The 23001-nt window shown below is 32.1% G+C and carries 20 protein-coding genes; 11 read left to right on the top strand and 9 right to left on the bottom strand.

Annotated elements, in window-relative coordinates:
* The first annotated feature begins 33 nt into the window (after window positions 1-33).
* The gene (locus HM981_RS03610; protein WP_179337209.1) at window positions 34-918 is read left to right on the top strand and encodes a hypothetical protein; all 885 of its coding nucleotides are present in this window, start codon (window positions 34-36) and stop codon (window positions 916-918) included.
* 76 nt (window positions 919-994) lie between these two features.
* Window positions 995-2536: a glycine--tRNA ligase gene (locus tag HM981_RS03605; protein WP_179337208.1), complete on the top strand. Its 1542-nt coding sequence runs from the start codon at window positions 995-997 to the stop codon at window positions 2534-2536.
* A 113-nt stretch (window positions 2537-2649) separates the two neighbouring features.
* On the opposite strand, the gene HM981_RS03600 is transcribed toward HM981_RS03605, so the two are convergent.
* Entirely contained in the window at window positions 2650-3684 is a 1035-nt protein-coding gene (locus tag HM981_RS03600; protein ID WP_179337207.1) for a flavin-containing monooxygenase, read from the bottom strand.
* Between the two features lie 93 nt (window positions 3685-3777).
* Window positions 3778-7218, bottom strand: coding sequence for a hypothetical protein (locus HM981_RS03595; protein ID WP_179337206.1), 3441 nt, complete (start codon window positions 7216-7218; stop codon window positions 3778-3780).
* Between the two features lie 112 nt (window positions 7219-7330).
* Between HM981_RS03595 and HM981_RS03590 the strand changes: the two genes are divergently transcribed.
* The 3 genes from HM981_RS03590 (at window position 7331) to HM981_RS03580 (ending at window position 10358) form a co-directional block, all read left to right on the top strand.
* On the top strand, window positions 7331-8092 hold the full coding sequence (locus tag HM981_RS03590; RefSeq protein ID WP_179337205.1) for an exodeoxyribonuclease III: 762 nt from the start codon (window positions 7331-7333) through the stop codon (window positions 8090-8092).
* Between the two features lie 42 nt (window positions 8093-8134).
* The gene (locus HM981_RS03585) at window positions 8135-9094 is read left to right on the top strand and encodes an OmpA family protein (RefSeq protein ID WP_179337204.1); all 960 of its coding nucleotides are present in this window, start codon (window positions 8135-8137) and stop codon (window positions 9092-9094) included.
* 226 nt (window positions 9095-9320) lie between these two features.
* Entirely contained in the window at window positions 9321-10358 is a 1038-nt protein-coding gene (locus HM981_RS03580) for an aldo/keto reductase (RefSeq protein ID WP_179337203.1), read from the top strand.
* A 62-nt stretch (window positions 10359-10420) separates the two neighbouring features.
* On the opposite strand, the gene HM981_RS03575 is transcribed toward HM981_RS03580, so the two are convergent.
* The gene (locus HM981_RS03575; protein ID WP_179337202.1) at window positions 10421-10891 is read right to left on the bottom strand and encodes an Lrp/AsnC ligand binding domain-containing protein; all 471 of its coding nucleotides are present in this window, start codon (window positions 10889-10891) and stop codon (window positions 10421-10423) included.
* A 91-nt stretch (window positions 10892-10982) separates the two neighbouring features.
* Complete coding sequence (locus HM981_RS03570; RefSeq protein WP_179337201.1) at window positions 10983-12347, bottom strand: saccharopine dehydrogenase family protein; 1365 nt, start codon at window positions 12345-12347, stop codon at window positions 10983-10985.
* 156 nt (window positions 12348-12503) lie between these two features.
* Between HM981_RS03570 and HM981_RS03565 the strand changes: the two genes are divergently transcribed.
* Together HM981_RS03565 and pckA are read left to right on the top strand one after the other, a co-directional pair.
* Window positions 12504-12893, top strand: coding sequence for a DUF423 domain-containing protein (locus HM981_RS03565; protein ID WP_179337200.1), 390 nt, complete (start codon window positions 12504-12506; stop codon window positions 12891-12893).
* Between the two features lie 66 nt (window positions 12894-12959).
* On the top strand, window positions 12960-14576 hold the full coding sequence (gene pckA / locus HM981_RS03560) for a phosphoenolpyruvate carboxykinase (ATP) (protein WP_179337199.1): 1617 nt from the start codon (window positions 12960-12962) through the stop codon (window positions 14574-14576).
* Window positions 14577-14654: 78 nt separating this feature from the next.
* Here the strand turns inward: pckA and HM981_RS03555 are convergent, their stop codons facing one another.
* Complete coding sequence (locus tag HM981_RS03555; protein WP_179337198.1) at window positions 14655-15404, bottom strand: uroporphyrinogen-III synthase; 750 nt, start codon at window positions 15402-15404, stop codon at window positions 14655-14657.
* Between the two features lie 16 nt (window positions 15405-15420).
* Window positions 15421-16071 carry a DUF4271 domain-containing protein gene (locus HM981_RS03550; RefSeq protein WP_179337197.1) on the bottom strand — a complete coding sequence of 217 codons (651 nt, stop codon included), beginning with the start codon at window positions 16069-16071 and terminating at the stop codon, window positions 15421-15423.
* Window positions 16072-16274: 203 nt separating this feature from the next.
* Here HM981_RS03550 and HM981_RS03545 point away from each other — a divergent pair, with 203 nt between their 5' ends.
* From HM981_RS03545 to HM981_RS03535, 3 genes are read left to right on the top strand one after another with little or no spacing between them, the layout of a single operon-like run.
* The gene (locus tag HM981_RS03545) at window positions 16275-16997 is read left to right on the top strand and encodes a polyprenol monophosphomannose synthase (protein WP_179337196.1); all 723 of its coding nucleotides are present in this window, start codon (window positions 16275-16277) and stop codon (window positions 16995-16997) included.
* Window positions 16998-17003: 6 nt separating this feature from the next.
* Complete coding sequence (locus HM981_RS03540; protein ID WP_179337195.1) at window positions 17004-18347, top strand: dihydroorotase; 1344 nt, start codon at window positions 17004-17006, stop codon at window positions 18345-18347.
* 1 nt (window position 18348) lies between these two features.
* Complete coding sequence (locus HM981_RS03535; protein ID WP_179337194.1) at window positions 18349-18843, top strand: DUF4296 domain-containing protein; 495 nt, start codon at window positions 18349-18351, stop codon at window positions 18841-18843.
* Here HM981_RS03535 and HM981_RS03530 read toward each other — a convergent pair.
* Window positions 18830-19843, bottom strand: a complete 1014-nt coding sequence (locus HM981_RS03530; protein ID WP_179337193.1) for an NAD-dependent epimerase/dehydratase family protein — start codon at window positions 19841-19843, stop codon at window positions 18830-18832. The genes HM981_RS03535 and HM981_RS03530 overlap by 14 nt on opposite strands.
* A 161-nt stretch (window positions 19844-20004) precedes the next feature.
* Between HM981_RS03530 and tyrS the strand changes: the two genes are divergently transcribed.
* Window positions 20005-21315 (top strand): tyrosine--tRNA ligase, encoded by a 1311-nt coding sequence (tyrS, locus tag HM981_RS03525; protein WP_179337192.1) that lies wholly within the window; start codon window positions 20005-20007, stop codon window positions 21313-21315.
* A 209-nt stretch (window positions 21316-21524) separates the two neighbouring features.
* Here tyrS and HM981_RS03520 read toward each other — a convergent pair whose 3' ends face one another.
* Entirely contained in the window at window positions 21525-21968 is a 444-nt protein-coding gene (locus HM981_RS03520; RefSeq protein ID WP_179337191.1) for a YHS domain-containing (seleno)protein, read from the bottom strand.
* Window positions 21969-22012: 44 nt separating this feature from the next.
* Entirely contained in the window at window positions 22013-22993 is a 981-nt protein-coding gene (locus tag HM981_RS03515) for a LuxE/PaaK family acyltransferase (RefSeq protein ID WP_179337190.1), read from the bottom strand.
* Window positions 22994-23001 lie beyond the last annotated feature (8 nt).

The following is a 23001-nucleotide window of genomic DNA, read 5'->3' as shown; positions in this document are numbered from 1 at the left end:
TTCTATTTTGGTATTAAATTAATAAAAATAATAATGATAGTTAACCCTCAGCTATTTAATTATAGATTAATTATAAGTTCTTTATTAGTAGTCTTAACTGTTTTAGGAATATATAGCTTTAATAAATATAAGTCCATTGAATCTTACGAAGAATTCTTAAAACAAGAAAAAGTTTTGATAGAAACTGAACTATCAGGATTATTATCAAGTTACGACGAACTGAGCCAAGACTATAATCTTATGGCTTCTCAATTAGACGAAGCAAAATTAGAAACTAAGAATGCCTTAGATTCTTTAAGATTATTAAAAGGTGATTTATTTATAGTCACTAAGTACAAAGAGCAACTTATAGTTTTAAAATCCAAGAGTAAAGTACTTCTTAGTACTATAGATTCTCTGAATTCTGCAAATCTAGAGTTAAAGAAAGAAAAGCGATATGCTTTAAATACTATAAAAAGTAATAAAGTAACTATTAATGATTTAGAAGACGCTAATAATGCTTTGCATGAATCTATAGATAATGCAGCACTATTAAAAAGTAGTCATATTAGTGTACAAGCTTACAAGTTAAAATCTGGTAAAAAACGTTTTACAGATCGTGCAAGGCGCGCCAATACTATTGATGTTTGCATGACGCTTAATGAAAACCCGTTAGCTTTAAAAGGTGAAAAAGATATTTACTTGCAAATAGTAAGTCCTCAGGGCAATGTAGTTTCTGATAAAGGAGAAATGTTTTTTGGTAAAACTTCTTTGAATTACAGCAAAAAAGAAGTTATAAATTATACCAATCAAAATTTAGAAGTTTGTATGGCTATTGTAAAAGATAAAAACGATCAGCCCTTTTCAAAAGGTTACTATTTTATCAATGTTTTTCATGAAAACGTAAAGATAGCAAGTACAAGTATTGAGTTAAAATAATTAAATATAACATTAACGATATAATTTTTAAAAAACCGCTCTGTAAATCAGAGTGGTTTTCTATTTTTGCAGTATTATGGCAAACGACGATCAATTTAAAAAAGTAATCTCTCACGCAAAGGAGTATGGTTACGTGTTTCAGAGTAGTGAAATCTATGATGGACTAAGCGCAGTATATGATTATGCTCAAAATGGAGTAGAATTAAAGAAAAATATTAGAGACTATTGGTGGAAAGCCATGGTACAAATGAATGAAAATATTGTAGGCCTTGATGCTGCAATATTTATGCATCCAACAACTTGGAAAGCTTCTGGACACGTAGATGCTTTTAGTGACCCCTTAATTGATAATAAGGATTCTAATAAACGTTACAGAGCAGATGTTTTAGTGGAAGATTATTGCGCTAAAATTGAAAACAAGATTGAAAAGGAAGTTAAAAAAGCAGCAAAACGCTTTGGAGATGCTTTTAACAAAGAAGAATTTTTAGCTACCAATCCTCGTGTGGTTGGTTACCAAGAAAAAATTGATTCTATTTTGAAGCGTTTAGGGCAGTCTTTAGAAAATGAAGATTTAGCGGATGTAAAAGCGTTAATTGAAGAATTGGAAATTGCTTGTCCTGTTGCAGGAAGTAAAAACTGGACAGACGTTAAGCAATTTAACCTCATGTTTGGGACTAAGCTTGGTGCTTCTGCAGAAACAGCAATGGACTTATATTTAAGACCAGAAACAGCGCAAGGTATATTTGTGAATTTCTTAAACGTTCAGAAAACAGGACGTATGAAGATTCCTTTCGGAATTGCTCAAACAGGAAAAGCGTTTAGAAACGAGATTGTTGCAAGACAATTTATTTTTAGAATGCGTGAGTTTGAACAAATGGAAATGCAATTTTTTATAAAACCAGGTACACAAAAAGAATGGTTTGAGCATTGGAAAGAAACACGTATGAAATGGCATTTATCGCTTGGTATGGGAGCAGATAATTACCGTTTTCATGATCATGAGAAATTAGCTCATTACGCAGATGCTGCTACAGATATCGAATTCAAATTCCCATTTGGGTTTAAAGAATTGGAAGGGATTCATTCGCGTACAGATTTCGATTTAAAACAACATGAAGAATTTTCAGGTAAAAAATTACAATATTTTGACCATGAAGAGAAAGCTAATTACACACCTTACGTTTTAGAAACGTCTATTGGTTTAGATAGAATGTTCTTAGCTGTGTTTTCAAACGCTTTAGTTGAAGAAGAATTAGAAAACAATACTACTAGAACTGTTTTAAGATTACCTGCAGTGTTAGCACCAACAAAAGCAGCTATTTTGCCGTTAGTTAAAAAAGATGGCTTACCAGAAGTTGCACGTAAAATTGTTGAAGATTTAAAATGGGATTTCAATGTTACTTACGATGAAAAAGATGCGGTTGGAAGACGTTACAGAAGGCAAGATGCTAACGGAACACCATTTTGTATCACAGTAGATCATGATACTTTGAATGACAATATGGTAACGATTCGTCATAGAGATACCATGGAACAAAAACGTGTAAAGATTGAAGATTTAAAAGATATTATAAAAGCTGAGGTTGATGTGAAGCATTGGCTACAGAGAATGAAGTAACAGATTATTGCAAATGCAGGAATCTCAATTATAAAAAATGCCCAAAACTATTACGTTTGGGCATTTTGCTTTTAAATAGAATAGTTTAAATGCATATTAAAAATGTAACACTCCTAAAGAATCTTGTTAGCTAAGTAAGTGGCGTCTTTTTTTATGCCACCTAAAGTTGCAGAACCTCGAGTATGCAACCAAGGTAAACCAATAAAATAAAGTCCTTTTGTTGTGCTAATTCCTCTTTGGTGTATTGGATAGCCATCCTTGCAAAGCTCAATATTATTTATCCATTCAAAATTGGGTTTGTAGCCTGTAGCCCAAATAATATTCTTTACATCTGTAAGTTCTTTAGTTGCTGTTTTTATGGTGTTTTCTTCAGTGTCAAGCGTGTGACCAACAACCTCTACATTATCACGTTTTATAATGCTTTTCACATCGGTTCCAATAATAGGTTGTTTAGATTTATTTATCTTTTTACCAATCCATGACGTTTTACTAAAACTTAAAAATCCTGTTTTAGTAAACCACCACCAGAGTGTTTTTCCTAAAATCTCTTGAGGTAATGTTCTAATATCTGTACTACCCGAAAAATAAGTAGTTTCGGTGGTGTTCTTAGAAATTTCATTTAAAATTTGAAACCCGCTATCTCCACCACCAACAACTAAAGTAGATCCTTTTTGTAATTGTTTAGGGCTTTTATAATAGTTACTGTGAACCTGATATATGGTTTCTGAAAGATTTTTATGAAATTTTGGTGTAAAAGGAATATGAAATGGACCTGTAGCAATAATTACGTGTTTGCAGGTAATTTCTTGTTGATTGGTTTTTATTATAAATGTATCATCCGATTTTTCAATACGTTCAGCCATAGTGTTTAACTGAATAGGGAAATCAAATGTTTCTGCGTATTGTTTAAAATAGGATGCTATTTCATACTTATCAGGATAATGACCTTTTGCTGCCGGAAATGGCATTCCTATTAAATGATTAAATTCTGTTGGTGTAAATAGTTTTAAAGAATCCCAACGTTTAAGCCATGATGCTCCAATCTCTTGTTCTTTATCAATAATTAGAAAATCTTTGTCATTTTGCTTTAGAAAATAAGCCATAGAAAGACCTGCTTGTGCTGCACCTACAATTACAAAATCTTTCATTAATACGTTTTAGTGTTATTTTGGAAGTATACCTTTTTTAAAGGTTTTAAACAAATTGTATGGACATGTATTTTGAAAGAGTTTTGCAGTTTTCTAAAAATAAGCTTTCAACTGAACCGTTCCTGTATGAATCATTTTTGATGTTTCTGATTTTCGTCCAAAATAATTTAAATTCAAATCTAAATATTTAGTCAGTTTTTTTTGTGCTAATAAACTCCATGTAAAGTTTTTTCCAGGTTGTAAACCTTCTAACATTTGGTAGGCCACAGGCGAATTGGAATTGCCTTCAAATTCATTTTTAAAATAATTAAATTCTCCTGTTAATGCTATTTTTTGAGCATTGTTATACGTGAAGGATAAGCCATAATTGTTTTGGGCTAAAGATTCTAAACTTCCTGAAGTATTTTCTTTTGACGTGTATTGGTAAAAGATGTCAAATTGAGCGTTTTCATTAAATAAATAACTCATTTTTGGTTGAAATAAGTATTCGTCAATGGTGTAATTTTGACTGGTGAAATTTTCACTTTTACTTTCTTTAGTTCCTAAACTTGCTAAGGACGTTACTAACCAATTTACATTGAATTTATGATTAAAATTAAGTTGGTGATTATTAGTTTTATTCTGTTGAATTCCTGTAGACAATAAATTACGACTCTTATTAGTTAGAAACGTATAAGACGTAGTGTAGTGTTGTTTTCCTCTATTTAAAAACAGAACATTTCTAACGCTGTAATTTAGCGATACATAATCGTCCGTGTCTAAATCATCTTTTAAAGCTTCAAAAGGATTCAAATTAAATGAATTTCCGTTTTTTAATTTTTTACTATCTACAATAAATGACGCTTGATCATAGAAGTGCGACCAAAATTGTTTCGATTTATCCTCAGAAACACTCCAGGGTTGCGGATTTATAGTAAGTGTTTGTCCAAACCGATTTTGATGCGTCTGAACATAAACTTGGTTAGGTAGTAAGACTCTAATGTAACTTCCTTGATCTGTAAATTGGGCAATTTCAAACTCGTCTAATTCCTGTATGCCATTGTCATTATAATCAATCCAAGTATAGGCTCCTTGTCCTGCTTCGACTTCTACATACGTAAAATCTTGTTGTGCTAATGTTCCTGAATTGGTTTCAAAACTGGTGTTTGAAACGATGAGATTATTAAATAACTTCTGATTAAAATTTAATCTACTATTTAAACTTTGTTCGTCTTCTGTGCTGCTATCTTCGGATTTTAAATCTCTGTAATTCAAAAATACTTGTAGACTTGTGTTTTTATTCTGAATTAATCGTGATTTTAAATAATAGGTATTAGAACTGTTAACGCGCTCCAAGTTATTGTTGCGTAAACTATCATTGTAGCGTTTAATGTAACCTACTTCTGCATAAACTTGAGTACTATCTCCTATGCCAACGAAAGCCTCGTAAGCTCTAAACCGTTGACTTAATGTGGTTAGAGAATCTGTAGCAATAGCACGTTGCTCATTGTCTTCTGTAGAAAATTTTGCACCAGCCCATTTATTATTTTTACCGTAAACTACACTATTAAAAGAGCGTAAAAAAGTAGAACGATTAATGGTGCTCTCATTCTTTAGGATACTAGAATTTGAGAAAATCTTAAAATCATTCAATCGTAAATTGGTCGTTATGTTATGTCTATTTCCATTGAAGTTTTCAGCGTAGTTTAAATGTTCAAAATTATAGGTAGCCACTCCTTTCTTTGCATGTGCTAATCTAAGTCCGGAAGTAAATAACAATTGATTTCCGTAGTTTAAGGTTTCGTCTGTAGTTTCAGAAGTGTCTAAATTCCAATCGCGCGTAAATTCTGCTCTATATAAACGTTGAATGGTATTAAAGTCTTTTTGAATAAAATCAGCATCGACGATTGCAGATAAATTCCAAAGGCTATCCGATTGAATAAGATTTTGCTTTAAGGTGAATTTTCCGGCATAACCATCGTTATCATCATCGTCTAAATCAGAAAATAAATTGCTGTCTTTTTTACTTCCTGCCAATTCAAAAAAGAGATCTGTTTTTTCTGAAGGTTTGTATTGACCATTAACGATTGCAATTTGTAAACGTTCTGGTGCAACCAATTGTGTAATGGGCTCGTAATTTCCTTGAGGAATGCCAGCGATTGGTGCTATATATTCGTAAATATTATTAATAGCATTTGAGTTGGTTAAAATATAATTTCCCTGATTTTCTCCAATTAAAGTAAAGCTAACACTGAATAATTCATCTTCGGCATTATTAGAGAATACAAAAATTTCTTCTGCGCCAAATAATTCTTTTTTGTATAAAATTCGGTTTTCAGAATATGTAGTTGCTGTTGCAGATGCGGCTGTCATTAAATTTACATCATCACCAGCATTGGCTAAAATTTGAGTTTGTTCTGTAGATAGGTTTTGTTGTAGAGGTTGATTTTTAGCATCACTTTCAGAATAAACGGAAACATTTAATTTTAAGGTTTCTGTTTCAAAACTTGCACCTCCAAAAACGGTGAATCGTGAATAATTACGTTCGCTAAATTGATAATCGACTGTAATTCGCATTTCTGACGTAATAGGAAATGTAGGATTAAAAGAAATTTCACCAGCATTATAATCAATAATATAATCGTTGTTTTCTCCACGTTCTAATGGCACACCATTGACGTAAACTGTTTCACTACCAGAGACAACGAGTACATATAATTCATTACTAGAACCGGTTAATTTGTAAGGGCCTTGGTTACCTTCTTGTGCTGTAAATTGTGTTGTTGTAAATTGTCCGCGTACTAAGGCACCTGAAGCAAAAACTGAAGTTTTTTCGCTCAAATTAGCATTTACTAATAGCCCTTGAACACGTTTAGAGAAGCTTGCAAAATAACTTTGGGTATTTTCTAAGTCAATGTCTCCTGCACGTATATTCCAATCGTCGCTAAATAATTCAATAAAAACTTGATCAAATTCATCTAAACGTTGTGAATAACCACTTTCTTGCAATGGAATGTTGGCATCTTGAATTGAGGCTCTCAACGAAACTTTATCACTTAGTTTACCCGAAATTTGCAAATCTAATTCGCTATTTAAAACAGAATTCTGATTATTTCCAATAGTAACACCTCTTGAAATACTTCCAGATGTGGTTAAGCCATCAAAAGGTGTAAATGTGTTTTTAGAAGTTGTATTCTGTAACGTATATAATTTTTGAAATTTTGATGAGCGATCTACAATAACACCATCATCTAATTGTCTGTAAATCTTTGTTAAGAATTTTGGATATTGTAAATAGTTTATTTGAATGGTATCTATTTTGGTAGGCTGCTTAAAACGTAAAATGGCTTTTGCAAAATCTACAGTATATAACGTAGAGTCTAAAATTTTGTTATCTTTTGTTCTAACGATAAATCGTGAAGGGTTAATACTAACAGAATCTATTTGAATAGAATCTGTAACGGCTACTTTCTTTTGAATATAATTGCTATTCTGCTCTTGGGAAAAGCCCAAAAAACTAGATAGAACTAATAGAAAAAGTAACGAATGCTTCATGTAGAATAATAACTGCTTAAAACTTAAAATATTTTATCGTTAAAAGCAGTATAAATTTATAGGGTAAAAGTACAGTATTATTTAATTTAGCGGTTCATCAGAAAATGACAATATGAAAATTGTGTCTTACAATGTAAATGGCATTAGAGCAGCCGTAAAAAAAGGTTTTGTAGAATGGTTAAAAGCGACGAGTCCAGATGTAATTTGTTTACAGGAAATAAAGGCGCAAGAAGATCAATTAGATCTTAACTTGTTTACAGAAGCAGGTTATAACTATAATTACTGGTATAGTGCTCAGAAAAAAGGGTACAGCGGAGTTGCTATTTTGTGTAAAGAAGAACCTAACCATATTGAATATGGTACAGGAATAGAATCGATGGATTTTGAAGGTAGAAATATCAGAGTAGATTACGACGATGTTTCTGTGATGAGTATGTATTTACCATCAGGAACTAATGCAGCACGATTGTCGCATAAGTTTGAATACATGGATTTAATTCATGAATATTTAAACAACTTACAAAAAGAGAAACCCAATTTGGTCATTGTTGGCGATTATAATATTTGTCACGAAGCGATAGATATTCATAATCCAAAAATGAAAGGTGTTTCAGGTTTTTTACCTGAAGAACGCGAATGGTTGGGCGAATTTATAGATAGCGGATTTATAGATAGTTTTAGATATTTACATCCAGAACGTCAAGAGTATTCTTGGTGGAGTTACAGAGCAAATTCTAGAGCAAATAACAAAGGTTGGAGATTAGATTACGCTATGGTAAGTGCTCCATTACAAGAAAAGATAAAACGAAGCGTTATACTTACAGAAGCCGTACACAGTGATCATTGTCCAATTTTATTAGAACTGGATTTATAAACGATAATATACATTTCAACAAAAATAACTTAACCTAAAATCATGATTAAAAAACTTTCAATTCTCGCGTTAACCATCACATTATTCTCATCGTGTGTGTCAAAAAAGATTTACACAGATCTTGAAGATAAATATGCAGATCTTAAAAAAGAAAACCGAACGCTTAATGATGAGGTTGCAGAGTTAGCTCAGGAAAAAACAAAAATATTTAATGATTTAAATGCCTTAGAATCGGCTTATGAGACGGCGGTTTCAGAACGCGATAAACTTCAAGCAGATTATGCTGCAGCCAAATCAAGTCTTGAAACATTGAAAGCATCTTATAAAGCTTTAGAAGAGAATAGTTCTGCATCCATTGCGAAAAATTCACAAAAAAATAGAGAGCTTTTAGCACAATTAGAAGCAAAAGAGCAAGCCTTAGCATTAGAAAATGAGCGTTTAAATACGTTGAAAAAAGAATTAGAAAGTCGTTCTCAACGTGTTGCAGAATTAGAAAATGTAATTGCGAGTAAAGATGCAGCAATGCATAAATTAAAAGATGCAATTTCTAAAGCTTTAACCAATTTTGAAGGTAAAGGATTAACTGTTGAGCAGCGTAATGGAAAAGTTTATATTTCTATGGAAAATAAATTATTGTTTGAATCTGGAAGCTGGTACGTTGGAGCACAAGGATCACAAGCCGTTAAACAATTAGGAAGTGTTTTGGCTGAAAACCCAGAAATCTCAGTTTTAATTGAAGGTCATACAGATAATGTACCTTATAAAGGGAATGCACAATTGAGTGGTAATTGGGATTTATCTGCAAAACGTGCCACTGCTATTGTAAATATCTTAAGAGAAAATGAAGCTATTAATCCTGAAAATTTAACAGCAGCTGGTCGTGGAGAATTTGTTCCAGTAGCATCTAATGAAACAGCAGAAGGCAAAGCAAAAAATAGAAGGATAGAAGTAATTTTAACTCCTAAATTAGATGAGATTTCAAAGTTATTGAATGAAATATAACAAATTCCTGTGGATGCAGGAATCTCACGATTTTAAATCTTAACATATATTTAGACCTCACAGTATTTAAAAACTTGTGAGGTCTTCTTATTTTTACATTACATATCAAATGTTACTTTAAGTATTAGCAAGAAACAAAATAATTTTTGTTTAGAAGGTACGCGAATGTGGCTTGTTAAAATTAAGTTGAACTAAAAAGAGATTCCCGCTTTTGTGGGCACTAAACATGAAATATACAACACTACCAAACACAGATATAAAAGTTAGTAAAATATGTCTTGGCACCATGACTTGGGGAAATCAAAACACACAAGATGAAGGGTTTGCTCAAATGGATTATGCTTTAGATAAAGGTGTTAATTTCTTTGATGTTGCTGAATTATATCCAGTTCCTGCAACGGCGGAAACGTATGCAGAAACAGAACGTATTATAGGTAATTGGTTCTCAAAATCAGGAAATAGAGAGAAGGTTGTTTTAGGGACTAAAATAGCAGGTACAGGAGATTATACGGCACATATTAGAACTAATGGTTTTAGTAAAGAAGCGCTTAATGAGGCTGTGAATAATAGTTTAAAGCGGTTAAAAACAGACTACATTGATTTGTATCAATTACATTGGCCAGAACGACATACCAATACTTTTGGAGTAAGAGATTATAAACAAGATCCCAATGATAAATGGGAAGATAATTTTAATGAAATTCTTCTCAATTTAGATGAAATTATTAAATCAGGTAAAATAAGACAAGTTGGAATTTCTAATGAAAAAGCTTGGGGAACTATGCGTTATTTTGAAGAATCTAATAAACATAATTTACCAAGAATGACTACCATTCAAAATGCATATTCTCTAATTAATAGAGTTTTTGAAGGCGATATGGCAGAAATTGCACACAGAGAAAATATAGGTTTGTTAGCGTATTCTCCAATGGCATTTGGTGTGTTATCTGGTAAGTATATCAAAGGAATAGCTGCAGATGATGCACGTTTAAAAATATTCCCAAGATTTGCTAGATATAGTGGTGAGCAAGCTACAGAAGCCACAAAACGTTATTTAAAAATAGCAGAAGAGAACAACATGTCTTTAGCACAAATGTCTTTGGCTTTTGTAAATGAAAGACCATTTATAACGAGTAATATTATTGGAGCAACTAGTATGGAACAGTTGAAAGAAAATATAGACAGTATTAATATATCTTTATCAGAAGAGGTTATGAATGCTATAGATGCTGTGCATGCTGAGATTCCTAATCCTGCACCTTAAAGCCTAAAGATTTTTGAAAAAAAAGATCCATTTGTAAATTACAAATGGATCTTTTTTTTTGGCTAAATCTTAATCTGTCTATTAATTTGTTCTTGTAAAGAAATAAATGTTTCAGTTCTAGAAACGCCTTTTATACTTTGTATTTCAGAATTAAGTACATGCATTAAATGTTCGTTATCTTTAGATAGAATTTTAATGAAAATAGACCAATTTCCTGTGGTGTAATGACATTCTATAACTTCCGGTATTTTTTGAAGTTGTCTTACAGCTTCAGGATTACTAATAGCTTTATCGAGATAGACTCCAACAAAGGCCATAGTTGTGTAACCTAAAACCTTTGGGTTAATAATAAATTTTGAGCCGGCTATAAGTCCAGATTTTTCTAACTTTTTTAAACGTTGATGAATAGCTGCTCCAGAAATACCAACATTACGAGCAATTTCGAGAATTGGTGTTCTCGCATCTGCCATTAAGGCTCTTAGTATTTTCTTATCAATACCATCGATGTAAATACCATTATCGTTAATCTTCATGACGCTGTGTTCTATTAAATTGGAAGCTAAAGGTAAAAAAAAGCGTTTCAATTTGAAACGCTCTTTGAAATTTATCTATTTAAATTTAAGCTTAAAGATTTAAGGGGTTGTAACCTAAATAAGGTACTTCATGCTCTTTAAAAATAATATCATAAGATTCTAATTCCTTTAAAATAGGAGTATAGACCTCTTTCGTTATTGGTATTTGTACGCCTGGAGTTTTTATTTTTCCATTAAGTATAGCTAAAGTGGCAATGGCAACAGGTAAGCCTACCGTTTTTGCCATTGCTGTATAAGTTTGATCTTTACCAAGTGTTACCATAGTAGCATCTATCTGATGTTTTTTGCCATTAAGTTCGTATCCAAATTTATGATACATTACTAACATGTCTTTGTCATCTGGACTAAGTGTCCAACTATCCATCAATATTTTCTGAAGAATTTGAGCAGGAGTTCCTTTATCTAATTCTACCATTTTTTCAGGATTAAAAATATCGAGTTCTAAAAACTTATCCCAAACAATATCATCTTGGTCTATTTTTAAAGCATGTCTAAATTTAAGTTCAACAGAATCCGTTGGACTGTATGGTAAAAAAGAATTCACAAAATCACGATAACTCATGTTAGCACTATCATCTACTGTGTAGCTATCGTCTGTCATTCCTAATTGTACAAAAACATTCCAAGCACGACTAAAACCAACACGACGCATAGTTCCTCTATAAAGAGTTTTAACATGTTCTAAGCCATATACTTGTTGGTATTTTAAAGAGTCTCTATTGGCATAACCTTCAAAACGACCATAACCATCAACATCTAAAAATTCAGTTCTCCTAAACAAACGATTGTAAGAAATATACTTGAATTGGTTTTCTTGTAAAAATTTTGCCGCTCCACCTTGTCCAGCAACCACAACATTCCTTGGATTCCATGTAAATTTATAATTCCAAAGATTATTATCGCTTTCTGGCGCAACTAAACCTCCTGTAAACGATTCAAATAAAATCATTTTACCACCTTTATCTCTAATACGATTTATCACTTGCATTGCACTCATGTGATCTAAACCAGGATCTACGCCAATTTCATTCATAAAAATGAGGTTATTGGCTTTAGCATCGGCATCTAAAGCTTGCATTTCTTTACTAACATAAGAAGCTGTAACCATATTCTTTTTGTAAGTAATACAATCTTTGGCAACTTCAAGATGGAAACGAGCAGGAAGCATAGATATTACGATATCTGCATTCTTAATCGCAGCAACTCTAGAGGTTTCATTAAATACATCTAAATGAATAACGTTTGTGTTTGGATGATTATTAACTAGCATTTTAGCATTATCCACGTTGAGATCGCCAATTGTAATGTGCAGCTTTTCTGACTGAGATTTATCTAGTAAATATTTTATAAGGTATGATGAGGATTTACCAGCACCAATAATTAAAATGTTTCGCATAATGAGTTTATATAACTAATTTTGTATTGAAATTATGTCAGTATTTTGGGTTTCAACGAAAATCACGTTTTTTCATGCATTGAAAATACTTACATAAATTCTTCGTACGAATGTAACAAATACAATAGGCAATATAAACCGAAAGACATTTTTTCTATGAACAAAAGACTATTGATTACAGGAGCAATTTTTGGAATACTGGGTATAATATTAGGTGCTTTTGCGGCTCACGGATTAGCAAAATTAGTGGATGCAGCGGCTATTAAAACTTTTGAGACAGGTGTTCGTTATCAAATATATCATGCCTTTTTTCTTTTAATTTTAGGTAGTACATCTTTTGTAAGTTTAAAAACAAAAAAAGTAATATTTTACTTTGTTCTTCTAGGAGTGGTGTGTTTTTCAGGATCTATTTATGGATTGGCTACAAATTCGCTATCTAGTTTTGATTTTAAAACCATTGCTTTAATGACTCCGTTAGGTGGATTATTATTAATTGTGGCTTGGGTGCTGATGTTGAGTGGTATAGTTAGAAATAAGATCGATTAATTGTAATCCAATGGGTTCATTCAAAATAATATTTTAGTTTTGCAGTACTAAACAACACGATATATTATGGCAAACCATTCTCAATCAACGAAAACGATTTCGTTAGATCACTATGGAATTAAAAATGCAAAAATTAACTATCAATTATCTTCAGACGAACTTCAAGCTGAAACCATTTCTAAAGGACAAGGAGTAGAATCCTCATCTGGTGCTTTAGCGGTTAATACAGGTGAGTTTACAGGCCGTTCTCCAATGGATCGGTTTATTGTAAAGGATGATATTACCAAAGACAAAGTTTGGTGGGGAGATATCAATATTCCTTTTGAAAGTGATAAGTTTCAAAAACTCTACGATAAAGTAGTCGCTTATTTATCCGATAAAGAAATTTACGTTAGAGATAGCTATGCTTGTGCAGATGAAGATTACAAGCTAAATATTAGAGTTATTAACGAGTATGCTTGGAGTAATATGTTTGCTTATAACATGTTTTTACGTCCAACGGAAGACGAGTTAAAAGACTTCTCTCCAGAATGGACTGTAGTAAATGCTCCGGGTTTTATGGCAGATCCGGAAGTAGATGGTACACGTCAACACAATTTTGCGATATTAGATTTTACACGAAAGATCGCATTAATTGGTGGTACTGGTTATACAGGTGAAATTAAAAAAGGAATCTTTTCTGCTTTAAATTTTATACTTCCAGTCTATAAAGACACATTGCCAATGCACTGTAGTGCAAATGTTGGTAAGGAAGGTGATACGTCTATTTTCTTTGGGTTATCTGGAACAGGAAAAACGACACTATCTACAGATCCAAATCGTAGCCTTATTGGAGATGATGAGCATGGTTGGACAAAAGAAAACACAGTATTTAATTTTGAAGGTGGTTGTTATGCTAAAGTGATTAATCTTTCTCAAGAACAAGAGCCAGAAATTTTTGCAGCGATTAAAAAAGGTGCAATCCTTGAAAATGTAATTATAGATGATAAAGGCGATGTAGATTTTGCTGATACCTCTATTACACAAAACACAAGAGTAAGTTATCCTATTTATCATATTGAAAATATCAGAAAACCATCTGCAGGAAGTAATCCTAAAAACATATTTTTCTTAACAGCAGATGCTTTTGGAGTATTACCTCCAATATCTAAATTAACACCAAGTCAGGCTGCATACCATTTCATTTCGGGTTACACAGCTAAAGTTGCAGGAACAGAAGCTGGAGTTGTAGAGCCAGTTCCAAGTTTTTCGGCTTGTTTTGGAGCACCATTTATGCCATTACATCCAACTGAATACGCTAAAATGCTAAGCGAAAAAATGCTAGAAGCAGGCGTTAATGTTTGGTTGGTAAATACAGGTTGGACAGGTGGTCCTTACGGAGTTGGTACACGTATGAAACTAAAATACACGCGTGCCATGATTAATGCCGCTCTAAATGGTGATTTAAAAGATTACACTTACGAAGATTACCATATTCACTCTGTGTTTGGAGTTGCACAGCCAAGATCTTGTCCTGGTGTGCCAACTGAAGTATTAAGTCCAAGAACAACTTGGAACGATGATGAAGCTTACTATAAAATGGCTTTTAAACTGTCTAATGCTTTTAGAGAAAACTTTAAGAAATTTGAGTCTTATGCTTCTGAGGAAGTGAGACGAGGCGGACCACAACGTTATGCTTTTTAGAAATAACGATTAATATAAAAACAAAAAAAAGCGATTCTAAATTTAGAATCGCTTTTTTTATATCTATAATTTTAAAAACTATTTTCCTTTATTAACAGAGTCTATATATTTCTGTAAAGCCATAGTCATAGAAGGTGTCTCAGGTGTTGGTGCAGAAATATCTACACGTAATCCTTTTTCCTTAACAGCGTTAACAGTTGTGTTTCCAAATACCGCAATACGTGTTTCGTTTTGCTCAAAATTAGGAAAGTTATGAAATAAAGATTCTATACCAGAAGGGCTAAAGAATACTAAAATATCATAAGTAACATTGGATAAATCAGACAAGTCACTAATCACAGTCTTGTAAAATGTAGCTTGTTTCCAGTTTACACCTAAATTATCTAATAGTTCTGGTATAATAGGTTTTACTTTATCTGTTGTTGGCAGTAAAAAAGCTTCGTCTTTATACTTTTTAATTAAAGGCATTAAATCTTCAAACGTACGTTTACCAACATAAATTTTACGCTTTCTGTAAACTACATATTTCTGTAAGTAATAGGCAACAGCTTCAGACTGACAAAAATACTTCATAGAATCTGGTACTTTAAAGCGCATTTCGTCTGCAACTCTAAAGAAGTGATCTACCGAATTTCTACTGGTAAGAATAATAGCGGTATATTGACTTAAATCAACTTTTTGTTGTCTAACGTCTTTAGAAGAGACGCCTTCAACATGGATAAAAGGTCTAAAGTCTACCTTAACTTTTTGCTTTTCTTCCAAGTCAAAATACGGAGAATTCTCTATTTTAGGCTCTGGTTGTGATACTAGAATCGTTTTCACTTTCATACGTAAACCTTGTGTTTTAAGTGTTATATTCTCTAATTACCTTATATAAAAGAATATAAGGCCCAATTTCGAGAGCGCAAAGGTACAATAAAAAATAGAAAAAATTGAGATTAATTAATTTTTGATGGGTTTTGATTGAGGATAAAAAACCAATCACGTTAATTATGCAAACTATAGTCAATGCAGATATTAAGATAATATCCAAGCGTATGCTAGTGTAAAGCAAAAATAGGTTCGCGATTAAAAAAACCAAACCAGAAAAATTTTTAAACGTTATCTTTTGAAATAGGTAGTTGTCAATTAAGCTCTCAATTTCAAAAAGGCCACCAATTAAACGCTCTAGAAGTGTTTTTATAATAATAATAGTAGAAACAGCAAGTAACAATTTTAAGAATACTACAAGCTCAAAATTAACGGGAGTTATAAACGTAGAATAAGCAAAATAGATAAAAATACTTAGTGATAGTGAGAGGTTAATAAATAGAAAACTATCAAACTGATCTATAAACTTTTGATCTTTAGTATATATTTTTAGATACTTAGAGTTACCAATAACATACATAAAGTCGTTAAATCGAAGCGTATTTAAATATTTTGCAACAACGACAGCGAACAATCCTATGATTGTAAAAATGGTAAACCACTCATGTGTTATATAATTTCGCATGCCGCTAAATTATAAAGAAAAATAAGCTAAAACCATATGAATTATAAAAATGATTGATAATATATTTGAATTTATTATGGATGCTATAATAAGTGCTGTTTTAGTCTATCTAAAAAGTTAATTCAACCAATTAATCCATTAAAAACTTTATTTTTGTTACAAATTCTATAAAGCCACTCATCAGAGTGTTTAAAAGTGTGTAAATGTCTGACGCAATTGTCATAATCCCTACTTATAACGAGATTGAAAATGTAGAATCAATCATTAGAGCTGTGTTTTCCCAACAAAAGGAATTTCATGTACTTATTGTAGATGATAATTCGCCTGATAAAACAAGTGAGGTCGTTAAAGGGTTACAAGAAGAATTTAAAGGACGACTATTTTTGTTAGAACGCAATAAAAAAAGTGGTTTGGGTACGGCTTATATTGCAGGTTTTGAATGGGCTTTGGAAAGATCGTATCAATACATCTTTGAAATGGATGCTGATTTTTCACACAACCCAGATGATTTATCTAGATTGTATAGTGCTTGTGCTCTTGATGGTGCAGATATATCAGTAGGCTCGCGTTATGTCAAAGGAATTACAGTTGTAAACTGGCCAATGTCTCGAATTATTTTGTCTTACGGTGCCTCTCGCTATGTGAGATTAATAACACGTATGACGGTTAAAGATTCTACCGCAGGCTTTGTTTGTTATAAAAGAGCCGTTTTAGAAGCAATAAATTTAAAGAAAATAGAATTTGTGGGTTATGCTTTTCAGATAGAAATGAAATTTAAAGCACATAAAAAAGGGTTTAAAATTGTTGAAATACCTGTTATTTTTAAAGATAGAACCAAAGGAAAATCTAAAATGAGCGGAAGTATTATTACCGAAGCTATTTTTGGAGTGATTAGTTTAAAAATTAAAAGCTTGTTTAGCAAGTAAGAGAAGATGAATCGAAATACGCTCATAAAGAACGCAAGAATTGTTAACGAAGGAAAAATCGTTGAAGGAGATATTCTTATTGAAGACAATATTATTAAAGAAATAGACACGTCAATAAGTGTTAAGTCTTCTGATATGGTGGTTATAGATGCCGAAGGGAATTACGTATTTCCAGGTATGATTGATGATCAGGTGCACTTTAGAGAACCAGGCTTAACACATAAAGCCAATATAGAATCTGAATCTAAAGCGGCAATTGCTGGTGGCATTACATCGTTTATTGAGATGCCAAATACCAATCCGCAAACTACAACTGTAGAAAAATTAGAAGAGAAATTTTCTATTGCAGCAAACTCATCTTATGCTAATTATTCTTTTATGTTTGGTGGTACCAACGATAATTTAGATGAGATTTTAAAAGTAGATCCCAAAACTGTAGCTGGATTAAAATTATTTTTAGGATCTTCTACTGGAAATATGCTTGTTGATGATCCTAAAGTTATTGAGAAAATATTTTCGAGTACAGATATGGTTATTTCGGTACATTGTGAAGACGAAGCAACGATAAAAGAAAATTTAGCAAAGTATAAGGCCGAATATGGAGATGATATTCCTATGGAAATGCATCCAATTATTAGAAGTGAGGAAGCGTGTTACATTTCATCTTCAAAAGCCATTGAATTAGCTAAGAAAACAGGAGCAAGATTACATGTGTTTCATTTGTCAACAGGAAAGGAAACCAAATTGTTTTCAAATAAAATTCCACTAAAAGATAAAAAGATAACTGCAGAGGTTTGTGTTCATCACTTATGGTTTACAGATCAAGATTATGCTAAAAAAGGCAGTCATATTAAATGGAATCCGGCTGTAAAAACAGAAAAAGATAGAGACCAACTTTGGAAGGCTTTATTGGATGACAGAATAGATGTTATTGCTACAGATCATGCACCACATACATTAGAAGAGAAAAATAATCTGTATACAAGTGCTCCTTCAGGAGGGCCTTTAGTGCAGCATGCTTTAATGGCTTTAATGGAAGCACACCATCAAGGTAAAATTTCTGTTGAAAAAATTGTAGAAAAAGCATGTCATAATCCTGCAATATTATTTAATGTAGAAAAACGTGGCTATATCAAAGAAGGCTATTTTGCAGATTTAGTAATTGTAGATCCACAAAGTCCTTGGACCGTTAATAAAAGTAATATTCTTTACAAATGTGGTTGGTCTCCTTTTGAGGGTAATACATTTAAAAGTAGAATTACACACACTTTTGTAAACGGGAGATTAGTTTATAATAATTTTAATGTCTTAGGCGTTAAAGCAGGAGAACGATTAACTTTTGATAGATAAGATGTTAAAACGAATCAGTATTTTAAGTGTGTTGTGTGTTTTGGTTTTCGCCTGTAATGGGTTTGAACGACCAGAAAAACCTGACGATTTAATGTCAAAAGCACAAATGGCTGATTTTCTTTATGATTTATACATTATTAATTCTGCCAAAGGTGTTAATAAATCTACGTTGGAGAAAAAAGGATTCAATCCAAAATCTTATGTCTTTGAAAAATATGATATTGACAGTACAAGATTTGCAGAAAGTAATGCCTATTACACTTCAGATACAGAAGCTTATGGTGCTATTATTGATGAGGTAAAAGCGCGGTTAGAGTCTGATAAAGAGCGCTTTGATGTTGTCATGAAAAAAGAAAATGATTCTATTAATAAGCGTAAAGATTCTATAAAAACGCGTAGAGATTCAATTAAGAAGTTAAATAAAGTACCTAAGGAATCTCTCAGAAAACCATTTGAAAAAATTGATATTAAAAAGATTAAAACTAAAGGTCTTTAAGGTATAATTTACTGACGTCTTTAATGCTTTCATTTATAGGCTTAAATTTAAAATTTAAAGCATTTTTTAGTTTTGAAGCATCATATTTAGTGATGCTTAATGCAGATCTTGCAGTTTGTTTAGACAAGCGTCTTTGTTTGCCAAAAATCTTATGATTTAGCCAATCTAGCCTCCAACCAATTTGTAATAACCAAGGTTTAGCTTCTTTTGTTGGCGATTTTACGTTCAGAGTTTCGGCTGTTGTAGTAAAGAAAGATTTAAAACTTAAATTTTCAGAAACAAGTATAAAAGCTTCATTTTTAATTGTACTCTTCATGAGTTGCTCCATGATATCTGCGACATCCAAAACATCTACATATCCTGTAACTCCGTTGGTATAATAAGACATGCCTTTATAAATGCGTTTAAATAAATGACCACTGCTTCCTCCGTGCCAATAACCAGCACCTAAAATAATTCCTGGATTAACAATTACAGCATCCAAACCTTCTTGTGTACCTCTCCAAACTTCAAGCTCTGCTCCGTATTTAGTAATGGCATAAGCACTATTATCATCTTCAGGGTTCCAATCCGTTTTCTCGTCTATTAATTTTTCAGGATTACTATGATGTCCAATGGCAGCTATAGAACTTACATAGCAGAGTTTTTTTACTTGATGACTTATGCATAGGTTAACAATGTTAGCGGTGCCTTCAATATTTATTCTTCGTAATAATCTGTATTTGTCAGGCTCAAAAGAGACAAATGCTGCGCAGTGATAGACATGCGTAATGTTCTTAAAAGCAACTTGTAAATCAGGAATATTATTAAGATCTGCCTTAATCCATTCTATTTTATCAAAAAGTATTTCAGCATCATCACTGAAATAAGAGAACACATGCTTTACACGTTTTAAAGTTTTTTCGTGACGATAAATAGCACGTACAGTCTCATTTTTTTTTAAAAGTTGAAAAAGTAAATGCGAACCAACTAAACCTGTACCTCCTGTTACTAAAATCATGAAGCGAAGTTACGTTTTTTGAAGTCAAATTATAGAACACAACTTTAATTTGTATGTTTTGAAAGCAATAGATTATAAAAACGGAAATTGAATTAAAATTGTCTTTTGTCTTTAACAGCGGAAACATATCTTTGCGTAAATCAATTTGAAATTAAAAATCAATGGCAAATAAATTTGTAGAAGAATTACGTTGGAGAGGAATGGTACACGATATCATGCCTGGAACTGAGGAGCAATTAGACAATGAGATGACTACAGCCTATATTGGTTTTGATCCTACTTCAGATTCGTTGCACATTGGAAGTTTAGTACCTATAATTTTATTGGTACATTTAGAAAAAGCAGGTCATAAACCTGTTGCTTTAGTTGGAGGTGCTACCGGAATGATTGGTGATCCATCAGGAAAAAGTGATGAACGTAATTTATTAGATGAAGTTGCCTTAGCACATAATGTCGCAGGTATAAAAAGTGTATTGTCTCGTTTTTTAGATTTTAATTCCACTGAAAAAAACGCACCAGTTTTAGTGAATAACTACGATTGGATGAAAGATTTTAGCTTTATAGATTTTGCTCGTGATGTTGGTAAACGTATCACTGTAAATTACATGATGGCTAAAGATTCTGTTAAGAAACGTTTAAGCGGAGACGAAGGAAACGTTGGTATGTCTTTTACGGAATTTACGTACCAATTAATTCAAGGTTACGATTTTCATCATTTGTACAAAACTATAGGTTGTAAATTACAAATGGGAGGAAGCGACCAATGGGGAAATATTACTACAGGTACGGAATTAGTAAGACGTATGCATGATGGAGAAGATCAAGCCAAAGCGTATGCCATGACGTGTCCTTTAATTACAAAAGCAGATGGTTCTAAATTTGGTAAATCTGAAGGTGGGAACGTTTGGTTAGATACAGATAAAACGTCTGTTTATAAATTCTACCAGTTTTGGTTGAATTCTACAGATGATGATGCAGAAAAGTATATTAAGATTTTTACGTTTTTAGATAAAGAAACTATTGAGGCTTTAATTGAAGAACATAAAGAGGCACCGCACTTACGTTTGCTGCAAAACAAGCTAGCAGAAGAAGTTACTGTTTTTGTTCATAGTAAAGAAGATTATGAGAATGCTGTAAAAGCATCTAAAATATTGTTCAGTAAAGATTTTAAAAATGAAATTAAACAATTGCCAGAAACCTTGTTTTTAGATGTTTTTGAAGGAGTAAAGCATGCTGAAATTTCTAAAGCAGAATTTAACGAAGGAGTTGACATGATTGGAGCTTTAGCAGCGAAAACTGATTTTTTAAGTTCAAATGGAGATGCAAGAAGAGCTTTAAAAGAAAACGCAGTTGCCGTTAATAAAGAAAAGGTAAAAGAAGATTATATCTTATCTTCTGAAGATTTAATACATGACAAGTATATTATTATAAGTAGAGGTAAGAAAACAAATTTCTTGTTGAGCGTTATTTAATAGTTTGCTGTTACAATTTTTATATAGACCTGTCAAGTTTTTAAAACCTGATAGGTCTTTTGTCTTTATAACTTTTGACCACATGTAAGTCTAAAAACCTGTGAGATTCTTATTAGCATAAAAAAAGTGCCCAAAAATAATTTCGGGCACCTAATTAACCAATCTATCAACTATAAGGCTAAGAGTTTCAACTTTTCTTTTTCATAGAATTACTCGAATTTTATAGCCTCCCAATTTAAGTCGGCTTTTTTCTGTAAACCTTTCACATTTTTTTTATTCCATTTTTTTAAGGTGTTATTTCCCCAAGAATTATAGAATAAATAAAGCTTTCCATCTCTAATTTCAAACGTTTCAGGATCTATATCAACCTTTTTAGAACTCTCTGCAACAGCATAAGCACAATAACCACCATATTGAGGAATATAGGCTTTAGGATTCTTTAAAAATATATTGAGATTGTCTTGTGAACTGAATTTATATTTTACATCCTGGTAAGTTGTAGTGAAATCTTCAGAGCCTTCAACCGCTTTCATGTTAAAATAAGATACAACATCATAACCGTCTGCAATAAAACCGTTGTTGGTATTGTAATCTATAGATTGAGAAAATCCAAAAGTACTGGCTAATAAAAAAGTAATGATAAGATATTTCATAAGACTATATTTAGAGTTCTATAGTCGGATATAATTAGTGCTTCTTACAGAGCCATTAAGTTACAACCTCTAATATCAGAGTTATCAAACCTTCCAATAATTTCAAATTGTCCATTGGCATCAACTTTACCTAAATCTTGAGTGGCAATAAAAGCACAGGAATTTATATTTGCCAAATCAATAACATTTATTCCACCTGTTTTATTTGGTTGTTGTATGGTAAGTGCATCTTCGGTATCGCGAGTTAAGATTTTCATCCAAGGCGGACATTCAAAAACACCATTACCTTTAGAATAAGCTTGACTTAAAAGTTCTGTCATCCCATATTCGCTATGAATACGGTTTACTCCAAAACCTGTTTGTAAAATTTGATGTAATTCTTGTCTTATTATTTCTTTCCGTCTGCCTTTCATACCACCAGTTTCCATAATTGTAGTATGCTTTAAATTAAGTTGGTGGTCTTCAACCAAATCTAATAAAGCAAAGGAAACACCAATAAGTAATGTTTTTTGTTGGTTAGCTTCGAGTGTTTTTAGAGTTTCTGCTAATTCTTCACGATTATTGAGGTAAAACCCACTTTTAGGTTGGTTAGATTTATGAATTAAATCATTTATCATATAGATAAGTGAAGAGCCATCACGTTCTAAATAAGAAGGCAATAATGCTAAGATTACATAATCTTCAATATTCCCATAAAAGTGTTTAAAAGCTTTTAAATAACTGTCTTCATATAGTTTTAAATCTGATATTAAATGTTTGCTTGTTACGCTTCCTGTAGTACCAGAACTTGTAAATGTTTTTTCAATAGGTTGAGAAGAACTCAGAACCTCATGAGATTTAAAAAACTGAATAGGTAAAAATGGAATATCAGAAACTTGTTTTACATCTGAAGGGTGTCTATTTAATAAGTCGCAGAATGAGCGATAAACCTTATTGTTTTTAAACTGAAATTTAAAAACATCTATAGCCAAAGCATCAAACTCAGCATTAGATTTTATATTAAAAATGTGGTCTTTAAATATCATGCTGCAAA

This window comes from Winogradskyella ludwigii, from assembly GCF_013403985.1.
In the GTDB taxonomy this organism is placed as follows: Bacteria; Bacteroidota; Bacteroidia; order Flavobacteriales; family Flavobacteriaceae; genus Winogradskyella; species Winogradskyella ludwigii.
This window is presented reverse-complemented; position numbering and strand designations above follow the sequence as displayed.

Bases quoted from the DNA above. Each gene is read 5' to 3' on its own strand.
- HM981_RS03575 (WP_179337202.1), bottom strand. From the start codon at position 10,891: ATGAAGATTAACGATAATGGTATTTACATCGATGGTATTGATAAGAAA.
- HM981_RS03535 (WP_179337194.1), top strand. From the start codon at position 18,349: ATGTTAAAACGAATCAGTATTTTAAGTGTGTTGTGTGTTTTGGTTTTC.
- HM981_RS03605 (WP_179337208.1), top strand. From the start codon at position 995: ATGGCAAACGACGATCAATTTAAAAAAGTAATCTCTCACGCAAAGGAG.
- HM981_RS03600 (WP_179337207.1), bottom strand. From the start codon at position 3,684: ATGAAAGATTTTGTAATTGTAGGTGCAGCACAAGCAGGTCTTTCTATG.
- HM981_RS03555 (WP_179337198.1), bottom strand. From the start codon at position 15,404: ATGAAAGTGAAAACGATTCTAGTATCACAACCAGAGCCTAAAATAGAG.
- HM981_RS03545 (WP_179337196.1), top strand. From the start codon at position 16,275: ATGTCTGACGCAATTGTCATAATCCCTACTTATAACGAGATTGAAAAT.
- HM981_RS03530 (WP_179337193.1), bottom strand. From the start codon at position 19,843: ATGATTTTAGTAACAGGAGGTACAGGTTTAGTTGGTTCGCATTTACTT.
- HM981_RS03565 (WP_179337200.1), top strand. From the start codon at position 12,504: ATGAACAAAAGACTATTGATTACAGGAGCAATTTTTGGAATACTGGGT.
- HM981_RS03590 (WP_179337205.1), top strand. From the start codon at position 7,331: ATGAAAATTGTGTCTTACAATGTAAATGGCATTAGAGCAGCCGTAAAA.
- HM981_RS03580 (WP_179337203.1), top strand. From the start codon at position 9,321: ATGAAATATACAACACTACCAAACACAGATATAAAAGTTAGTAAAATA.
- HM981_RS03540 (WP_179337195.1), top strand. From the start codon at position 17,004: ATGAATCGAAATACGCTCATAAAGAACGCAAGAATTGTTAACGAAGGA.
- HM981_RS03520 (WP_179337191.1), bottom strand. From the start codon at position 21,968: ATGAAATATCTTATCATTACTTTTTTATTAGCCAGTACTTTTGGATTT.
- HM981_RS03550 (WP_179337197.1), bottom strand. From the start codon at position 16,071: ATGCGAAATTATATAACACATGAGTGGTTTACCATTTTTACAATCATA.
- HM981_RS03515 (WP_179337190.1), bottom strand. From the start codon at position 22,993: ATGATATTTAAAGACCACATTTTTAATATAAAATCTAATGCTGAGTTT.
- pckA (WP_179337199.1), top strand. From the start codon at position 12,960: ATGGCAAACCATTCTCAATCAACGAAAACGATTTCGTTAGATCACTAT.
- tyrS (WP_179337192.1), top strand. From the start codon at position 20,005: ATGGCAAATAAATTTGTAGAAGAATTACGTTGGAGAGGAATGGTACAC.
- HM981_RS03610 (WP_179337209.1), top strand. From the start codon at position 34: ATGATAGTTAACCCTCAGCTATTTAATTATAGATTAATTATAAGTTCT.
- HM981_RS03585 (WP_179337204.1), top strand. From the start codon at position 8,135: ATGATTAAAAAACTTTCAATTCTCGCGTTAACCATCACATTATTCTCA.
- HM981_RS03570 (WP_179337201.1), bottom strand. From the start codon at position 12,347: ATGCGAAACATTTTAATTATTGGTGCTGGTAAATCCTCATCATACCTT.
- HM981_RS03595 (WP_179337206.1), bottom strand. From the start codon at position 7,218: ATGAAGCATTCGTTACTTTTTCTATTAGTTCTATCTAGTTTTTTGGGC.